The 8059-nt window shown below is 74.1% G+C and carries 7 protein-coding genes; all 7 read right to left on the bottom strand.

Annotation, left to right across the window (positions count from 1 at the left end):
• On the bottom strand, nt 1–662 hold a 662-nt coding region (locus tag ACRYM2_RS13905), incomplete at its 3' end, for a PRC-barrel domain-containing protein (RefSeq protein ID WP_432522985.1).
• Nucleotides 663–814: 152 nt separating this feature from the next.
• Complete coding sequence (locus tag ACRYM2_RS13900) at nt 815–1690, bottom strand: LacI family DNA-binding transcriptional regulator (RefSeq protein ID WP_432522984.1); 876 nt, start codon at nt 1688–1690, stop codon at nt 815–817.
• The gene (locus tag ACRYM2_RS13895) at nt 1684–4209 is read right to left on the bottom strand and encodes a glycoside hydrolase family 2 protein (protein ID WP_432522983.1); all 2526 of its coding nucleotides are present in this window, start codon (nt 4207–4209) and stop codon (nt 1684–1686) included. The genes ACRYM2_RS13900 and ACRYM2_RS13895 overlap by 7 nt, the downstream gene beginning before the upstream one ends.
• 32 nt (nt 4210–4241) lie before the next feature.
• Entirely contained in the window at nt 4242–5171 is a 930-nt protein-coding gene (locus ACRYM2_RS13890; protein ID WP_432522982.1) for an ABC transporter ATP-binding protein, read from the bottom strand.
• The gene (locus ACRYM2_RS13885) at nt 5168–6079 is read right to left on the bottom strand and encodes an ABC transporter ATP-binding protein (RefSeq protein ID WP_432522981.1); all 912 of its coding nucleotides are present in this window, start codon (nt 6077–6079) and stop codon (nt 5168–5170) included. The genes ACRYM2_RS13890 and ACRYM2_RS13885 overlap by 4 nt, the downstream gene beginning before the upstream one ends.
• Complete coding sequence (locus ACRYM2_RS13880) at nt 6076–7047, bottom strand: ABC transporter permease (protein WP_432522980.1); 972 nt, start codon at nt 7045–7047, stop codon at nt 6076–6078. The genes ACRYM2_RS13885 and ACRYM2_RS13880 overlap by 4 nt, the downstream gene beginning before the upstream one ends.
• Nucleotides 7048–7069: 22 nt before the next feature.
• The gene (locus ACRYM2_RS13875; RefSeq protein ID WP_432522979.1) at nt 7070–8056 is read right to left on the bottom strand and encodes an ABC transporter permease; all 987 of its coding nucleotides are present in this window, start codon (nt 8054–8056) and stop codon (nt 7070–7072) included.
• Between the last annotated feature and the right edge of the window lie 3 nt (nt 8057–8059).

Below are 8059 nucleotides of genomic sequence, written 5' to 3'. Positions count from 1 at the left end.
TCCTCGTGGGAGACCGGGACGGTGCGCGAGACGCGCTCGGAGACGATGTGCTTGCGCAGGCGCGCCCGGCCCGCCTCGCGGGTCTCGGTGCCCACGCGCAGCTCCTCCTTGGAGCGCGTCATGGCGTTGTCGGTGTTCGGACCGGAGGTGTCGTGCCCGACGGTGTCGGTGCGGTCCGTCATGCCGGTGGTGCCGGCCGTCTCGGTGCGGCCGGTGGTGCCGGTGCCCGTGGTGCCGGTCACGCCGGTGGTGCTCGTGGCGTGCTCACCGGTCATCCCGGTGGTGCCGCCGCCCGCGAAGTCGGCGGTGGTGCCGGTCGTGGTGGTGTCGGTGCTCGAGGAGCTGGAGTAGCCGACGCCGTAGTAGCGGTACAGCTCCTGCTCGTCGGTCTCGGACAGCTCGCGGCCCGGGTCGTGGTGCGGGGCGTCCTTGACCTTCGCCTTGTCGAACGGCACCTCGACGCGGTCACCGGAGAACGAGCCCTGCGACAGCGGGATGAGGGAGATGTTGGAACCGAACAGGCCCGTCTTGACCGACACCCACTCGGGCTGGCTGGTGGCGTTGTCGAGGTAGACGTCCTCCACCTTGCCGATCTTGTCGCCGTCGGTGCCGTACACGGTCGCGCTGTACAGGTCGTCGATGGTGGTGAGTCCCGAAAGCATGTGCCTCTTCCTCCTTCGAAGTTCCAGCATCTGCTGGCGTCCTGCACTCAGCGGTACCCACCCGCCGAGGGCCGAAACAGGGATCCCCGGACTTCCTGCGTGTCGTTCCCGTGAACGGCGCCCGACGTGTGCACCGGTGCAGCTCCGGGGGCTCACGGGGTCCGTGCGAGCACCCCGCCGGTGGTGCCGCGCGCGACGACGCGCACCTGCGGGCCGGGGATCTGCCGCGGCGGCGCACCGGCGAGCACCTGCAGCACGGCCTCGCCCAGGCGGACCCCGCGGTCGTGGACGTCGGTGCTGACGGCGGACATGCCGGGCACCGCCAGCTCGCACAGGGGGGAGTCGTCGGCCGCGAGCAGGCTGACGTCCTCGGGCACGCGGGTCCCGGTGCGGGTGAGGTGCTCCAGGGCGGCGACGGCCATGACGTCGTTGTCGAACACGAGCGCGGTCGGCGCCCCGGGTCCGGCCAGCAGCGCGGTGGCGGCCCGCACCCCCTCCTCGGCGGTGTAGTCGGCCTCGCGGGTGGCCACCCGCACCCCGAGCCGCTCGGCCGTCTCGCGCATGGCGGTGCTGCGCTCGTCGGTGTGCACCAGCGAGGAGGGGCCGGTGACCCGTCCCACGCAGCGGTGCCCGAGCCCGGCGAGGAACTCCAGCGCCGTGCTGGTGACCGCGGCGTCGTCGGTCACCACGCTGGTCGTGGCGCGCTCGCCGTCGTGGTGGCCGGCCAGCACGAACGGCACGCCGAGGCGGGCCAGCTCCTCCGGGCGCCGGTCGCCGCGCACCAGGTCGACGACCACGACGGCGTCGACCGTCCCGTCGCGCCGCCAGCGGCGGTAGGTCGCCAGTTCCGCCTCCAGGCCGTCGACCACGAGCAGGAGCAGGCTGTGCCCGGCGGGGTGCAGGACCTGCTCCACGCCCGCGGCCATCTCCACGATGTACGGCTCGACCCCCACGCGCGGGGTGGGACCGGCCAGGACGACGCCGACCGGCCGGCGGGGGCGTGCCGCCGCCCGCGCCCGGGTCACCACGTCGCGCTCCCGGCCGCGCTGCCGAACCCGTTGGCGCTGCGCAGCACGTGCGCCGCGCTGAACGCCGCGGGGTCGACCACCGCGCGGGTGCGCACCGAGAACGTGCGCGACTCCCCGGCGAGCAGGGTGACGAGCGCGTCGTCGACGACGGCGTCGGGGGCCACGGCGTCGGCGAGCAGGGTGACGTCGCGGGCCACGGCGTGCGCCCGCACCCGCACGGCGTACCCGCCCTCGACGGCGGTGACCGCGGTCCGCAGCGGTTCGGGGTCGTAGCCGAGGTCGCGGTCCTCGGCGAAGGCGTGCACGGCCCGCTGCCCGCCGACGTCGGCGACGAGCAGTTCGCCCGTCGGGTCGGCGACCTCCGTCAGACCGCCGGGCAGCGCGTGCGCGCCCACCGAGCGCGGCGGCACGGCGACGTCGAACTCGGCCGCCGCCAGCTCGCGCCCGGCCAGGTCGACCCGGCGCGCGCAGGCCCGGCCCGTCCAGGCCGTGGCGGTGTCGTTGACCAGCAGCAGCTGCGGGGTCCCCTCGCGCGGCTGGATCGTCGCCAGGCGCGGGGCGTGGGCGTGCCGCAGGGCGTGGAAGGCGGGCTTGCGCCGCCCGGCGCCGTCGACGACGGCCCAGGAGGTCACCGGCCAGCAGTCGTTGAGCTGCCAGTAGACGCTGCCCGCGGTCCGCGGCCACCAGGAGCGGAAGTGCTCCACGGCGCAGGAGACCGCGCGCGCCTGGTTCAGCTGCGCGGCCCACGTCCAGTCGTCGAAGGCGGCGGGGACGCCGAAGTGCGGCGCCATGCCGCGGTCGAGCTTGCCGTTGCCGTCCTCGGCCTTCTGGTGCACCAGGAAGACGGCGGAGTCCCGGCGCCGGTCGGCGGGCTCGAGCAGTTCCGCCAGGGTCGCCGCGGACGGGGGCGCCTGCCAGCCGAACTCGGAGCAGAACCGCGGGACGCGGTCGCGGTAGGTGCTCCAGTCGCGCGAGTTCCAGGCGTTCCACTCGTGGCTGCTGCCGTGGTCGGGGTCGTTGGGGTGCGTGCCGGCCGGCGCCCCCTGGCTGGAGGGGCTGCCGGGGGTGTAGGCGCGGCTGGGGTCCAGCTCGGCCAGCACGGCGGGGAAGACCTCCTCGTAGTAGGCCAGGCCCCAGCTGCTGCCGCCCAGCTGCTCCTTCCACCCCCAGTCCTCGTGGCCCCAGAGGTTCTCGTTGCCGCCGTTCCAGACGACCAGCGAGGGGTGCGCCGACAGCCGCGCCACGTTCTCGCGGGCCTCCGCCTCGATCTCCGAGCGCAGCGGTTCCTCCTCGGCGTAGGCCGCGCAGGCCAGCAGGAAGTCCTGCCACACCAGCAGGCCCCGCTCGTCGCACAGGTCGTAGAACTCGTCGGCCTCGTAGATGCCGCCGCCCCACACCCGCACGAGGTTGCAGTGCGCCTCCAGCGCGCGATCCAGCGCGGCCGCGTAGCGCCCGCGGTCCAGCCGGGTCAGCAGGTGGTCCTCGGGGATCCAGTTGACCCCGCGGGCGAAGACCGGGGCGCCGTTGACGACCAGCGCGAACGCGGACCCGTGCTCGTCGGGGGCGGTGTCCAGGCGCACGGAGCGGAAGGCGGTGCGGCGGGTGGCGCGGTCGAGCACCCCGCCCTCCACCGCGCCGCCCGGTCCCGGCAGGGCCAGTTCCACGTCGACGTGCACGAGGGGCTGCTCGCCGTGGCCCACCGGCCACCACACGGGTGCGTCGGGGACGCGCAGCTCGAGGGCGGCGGTGCAGGCGCCGGCGGGGACGCTCGCCGCGGCGAGCACGTCCTCGCGGCCGGGCAGGTCGCGCAGGCGCACCCGCACGGCCAGCTCGCCCGCCTCCTCCAGCCCGGAGCGCTCGAGGTCCACGTGCACCCGCAGCACGCCGGTGCCGCCGTCGAGGTCGGCCAGCGGCCGCACGGCGGCGATGCGGGCGGTGCGCCAGCGCCGCAGCACGACCGGGCGCCACACGCCGGCGGTCTGCAGGTCCGGCCCCCAGTCCCAGCCGAAGCTGCACGCCATCTTCCGCACGGCGTTGAAGGGGTGCCCGTACGCGCGCGGCCGGGCGCCGACGTCCTTCTCGACGGCCTCGGCGTGCTCGAGCGCGGAGGAGAAGCGCACCAGCAGCTCGTTGCGGCCCTCGCGCAGCAGGCCGGCCACGGCGAAGCGGTGGCTGCGGTGCATGTTCGCCGTGCGGCCCAGCTCGCGGTCGTTGAGCACGACGGTGGCGACGGTGTCCAGGCCGGCGAAGTCCAGGTCGACGCGCTCGCCCTCGGCGGCGGGCGCGGCCTCGAAGGCGAGGCGGTAGTCCCAGCTGCTGCGGTGCAGCCACTCCAGCTCCTGCTCGCCCAGGCCGGCGTACGGGTCGTCGACCGCCCCGGCCGCCAGCAGGTCGGTGTGCACGCTGCCGGGCACCTGCGCCGGCAGCGCGCCGGCGGCGAAGGCCTCGCGCACCCGTGGCGGCAGCTCGCCGGTCACGGGTTCCAGCGTCCAGCCCTCGTGCAGGGTGCGTTCGTCCACGGTGGTCCTCTCCAGAGGGGTGCGGGGGGCGCTCACGTGCCGACGGCGAGGGAGCCGCGGGCCTGCTCGGCGCGTGCGGCCGCCTCGTCGACGTGCACCCACGCGCCGCGGTGGTGGTCGTAGCAGACGCTGTTGTCGATGGAGGCGCGGTCGGGTGCCCCCTCGCCCGCCACGACCTTGCCGAGGCGCTCGGGGTCGGGGGCCGCCAGGGCCAGCAGCTTGGTGTAGTCGTGGTGCGGGTCGAGGATGACGGCGTCGGCCGGTCCCCGCTCGACGACCCGCCCGCGGTAGAGCACGAGGATCTCGTCGGAGAAGTGCCGGGCGGTCGCCAGGTCGTGGGTGATGTAGAGGACGGCCAGGTCCTCCTCGCGCTGCAGGCGCGCGAGCAGGTTGAGCACGCCCAGCCGGATGGACACGTCGAGCATCGAGACCGGCTCGTCGGCCACGAGGACCTGCGCCCCCGGTGCGAGCGCCCGCGCGATCGCGACGCGCTGGCGCTGGCCGCCGGACAGCTCGTGCGGGCGCCGGGCCGCCACGAGCTCGGCGGGGGAGAGGTTGACCCGCTCCAGCATCTCCAGCACGCGCTCGTGGGTCTGCCGGGCGCCGCTGGTGCGCTGGTGCAGCAGCAGCGGGCGGGCGATGTGGTGCCCGACGGAGTGGAACGGGTTCAGCGAGGCGAAGGGGTCCTGGAAGACCATCTGCACCTGCCGGCGGTACATCGAGCCGTGCACGGGGGTGCCGTCGGCCAGGGTGACCTCGACCGAGCCCGAGGTCGGCCGCTCCAGGCGGGTGAGCAGCTTGGCGATCGTCGACTTGCCGGACCCGGACTCCCCGACGAGCGCCACGGTGCGCCGGGGCAGCAGCTCGAAGCTGACCCGGTCGACCGCGCGCAGGGTCTTGCGGCGCAGGCCGTCGCGCAGCCGGTACTCCTTGGTCAGGTTGGTCACCTGGACGGTGCTCACGCGATCTCCTCCTGCTGCTGGTCCAGGACGCCGGTGCGCACGAACGCGCCGCGCTCCCCGCTCAGGCTCGGGAAGGAGCCCAGCAGCTTGCGGGTGTAGGGGTGCCGGGCGTGCCGGTACAGGGTGTCGGCGGTGTTGAGCTCGACGATCTCCCCGCGCAGCATGACGGCGATGCGGTCGCTGATCTCCAGCAGCAGCGGCAGGTCGTGGGTGATGAAGACGACGGCGAAGTCCATCTCGTCGCGCAGCCGCACGATCTCGCGGAGGATGTCGCGCTGGACCACGACGTCGAGCGCCGTCGTCGGCTCGTCCATGACCATGACCTGCGGTTCCAGCAGCATGGCCATCGCGATCATCACGCGCTGGCGCATGCCGCCGGACAGCTCGTGCGGGTAGGCGCGGTAGCGGTCGGGGGCCACCCCGACCCGGGTGAGCACCTCCTCGCAGCGCCGGCGGCGCTGCCGGCGGTCCATGCCGGGGTCGTGGGCGCGCAGGGTGTCGTCCAGCTGGGCGCCGACGCTGCGGACGGGGTTGAGGGCGTTCATCGCGCCCTGGAAGACCATCGACAGCTTCGCCCAGCGGAAGCGGCGCATCTGCTCCTCGTCCAGGGCCAGCACGTCGACGTCCTGGCCGGAGCGGTCGTGGAAGACGACCGACCCGCCGGCGATGCGGGCGGGCGGCTGGTGCAGCCGGCTGACGGCGTAGGCCAGCGTCGTCTTGCCGCAGCCGGACTCGCCGGCCAGCCCGAGGACCTCGCCGCGGTGCAGCTCGAAGGAGGCGCCCGCGACGGCGGTGACGGGCTCGTCGGTCTCGTAGACGACGCTGACGTCGCGGACGCTCAGCACGGCCTCGCGCTCGCTGGGGCGGGTCGAGGGGCGGGACGGGGTCCCGCCGGTGCGCGCGCTCACCGTGCGCCTCCCTTCGCGGCCCTGGCCGCCTGGCGGGCCCGCCTGCGGTGCAGGCGGGCGTTTTTGAGCCGGGGGTTGACGATCTCGTCGATGGAGAAGTTGACCAGGGACAGCCCGGTGCCCAGCAGGGCGATGAGCAGACCCGGCGGGGCGAACCACCACCAGGCGCCCAGCGGCAGCGCGAAGCCGTTCTGGGCGTAGAAGAGCATCGTGCCCAGGGTGGCCGACCCGGAGGCGCCCAGGCCGAGGAAGGACAGGCCGGCCTCGCCGAGGACGGCGGCGATGACGGCGAAGACGAACTGCGAGGCCAGCACGGGCAGCAGGTTCGGCAGGATCTCCACGACGATGACCCGCCAGGCGCGCTCGCCGGACAGCCGGGAGGCGGCGACGTACTCGCGGTTGCGCACCGACAGCGTCTGCGCGCGCAGCACCCGCGCGGAGGCGGCCCAGCTGGTCAGCGCCAGCACGACCGCGATGGTCCACAGCCCGCGGCTCTCGCGGGGCACGAAGCCGGAGATGACGATGACCAGCGGCAGGCCGGGGATGACCAGGAAGACGTTGGTCAGCAGCGAGAAGGCCTCGTCGGCGGCGCCGCCGAGGTAGGCGCCGTAGATGCCGAAGAACGCGGACAGCACCGTGGCGAGGACGCCGACGAGGAAGCCGATCTGCAGCGAGCCGCGCGTCGCGTGGGCCAGCTGGGCGAAGACGTCCTGGCCGGTCTGGGTGGTGCCCAGCCACAGCTCGCCGGACGGGGCCTGCAGGCCGACGTCGCGGATGGCGTCGGGGTCGCCGACCAGCAGCGGACCGAGGATCCCGAAGAGGCAGATGCCCCCCACGAGCACGAGCCCGGTGGCCAGCCACGGGGTCATGGTCGGCAGCAGCAGCCGCCACGCCGGGACGGGGCCCGGCCGCGGTGCCGGGCGGGCCGGCGCGGCACCGGCCGCGGGGACGGACTGGGTGTCGGTCATCTGTGCTCCGTTCCCACCGGGGTCACCGGGCGCGGGTGCGCGGGTCGATGAGGCCGTACAGCAGGTCGACCACCAGGTTGGCGCCGAGGACGGCGAGGGTGATGAAGAGGAAGACGCCCTGCATGAGCGCGTAGTCGTTGTTCGTCACCGCGGCCAGCAGCCGCGAGCCGATGCCCGGGTAGGAGAACACCTGCTCGGTGACGACGGAGCCGGACACCACGAACGCCAGCGAGATGGCGAAACCGGCGATCGAGGGCAGGACCGCGTTGCGCGCCGCGTAGTCGCGCAGCACCCAGCGGGCCGGCAGGCCCTTGGCGCGGGCGGTGAGGACGTAGTCCTCCGACAGCGTCGAGACCATCATGTTGCGCATGCCCAGCAGCCAGCCGCCGATCGAGGCGAGCACGATCGTCAGCGCCGGCAGGAACCCGTAGTAGACGGCCGAGCCGATGAACTCCAGGCTCCAGCCCGGGGACAGGACGACGTCGTAGCCGCCCTGGGCGGGGAACAGGTCCAGCACCCGGGACAGGACGTAGACCAGCACCAGCGACAGCCAGAAGTAGGGGACCGCCGCCAGCAGGGTGGTCGCCGGGACCATCGAGTCCAGCCACGTCCCCGGCCGCCAGCCGACGAAGGCGCCGAGCAGGACGCCGAGGAAGGCGGCGATGACGGTCGCGATGCCGATGAGCACGACCGTCCACGGCATCGAGGCGGCGATGACCTCGGTGACCGGGGCCGGGAAGTAGCTGATCGACGTCCCCAGGTCGCCGCGGAAGATGTTCGCCAGGTACGTCAGGTACTGCGAGGGCAGCGAGGCGTCGGTGTCACCGCCGAGCAGCGTCGCGTAGGCCTTGCGGGTCTCCGGGGTCACGACCGCACCCCGCTGGCTGAGCTTGGCCAGCAGGATGTCGACCGGGTCGCCGGGCAGCAGGCGGGGGATGACGAAGTTCAGCGTCAGCGCGGCCCAGAAGGCGACCGCGTAGAAGCCGAGCTTGCGCAGCAGGTAGCTCACGGG

Origin of the sequence: Kineococcus aridisoli (assembly GCF_050871885.1) — a bacterium.
Taxonomy (GTDB): domain Bacteria; phylum Actinomycetota; class Actinomycetes; order Actinomycetales; family Kineococcaceae; genus Kineococcus.
Note: the sequence above shows the minus strand (reverse complement) of the source record. Positions and strands in the feature narration are given on the sequence as shown.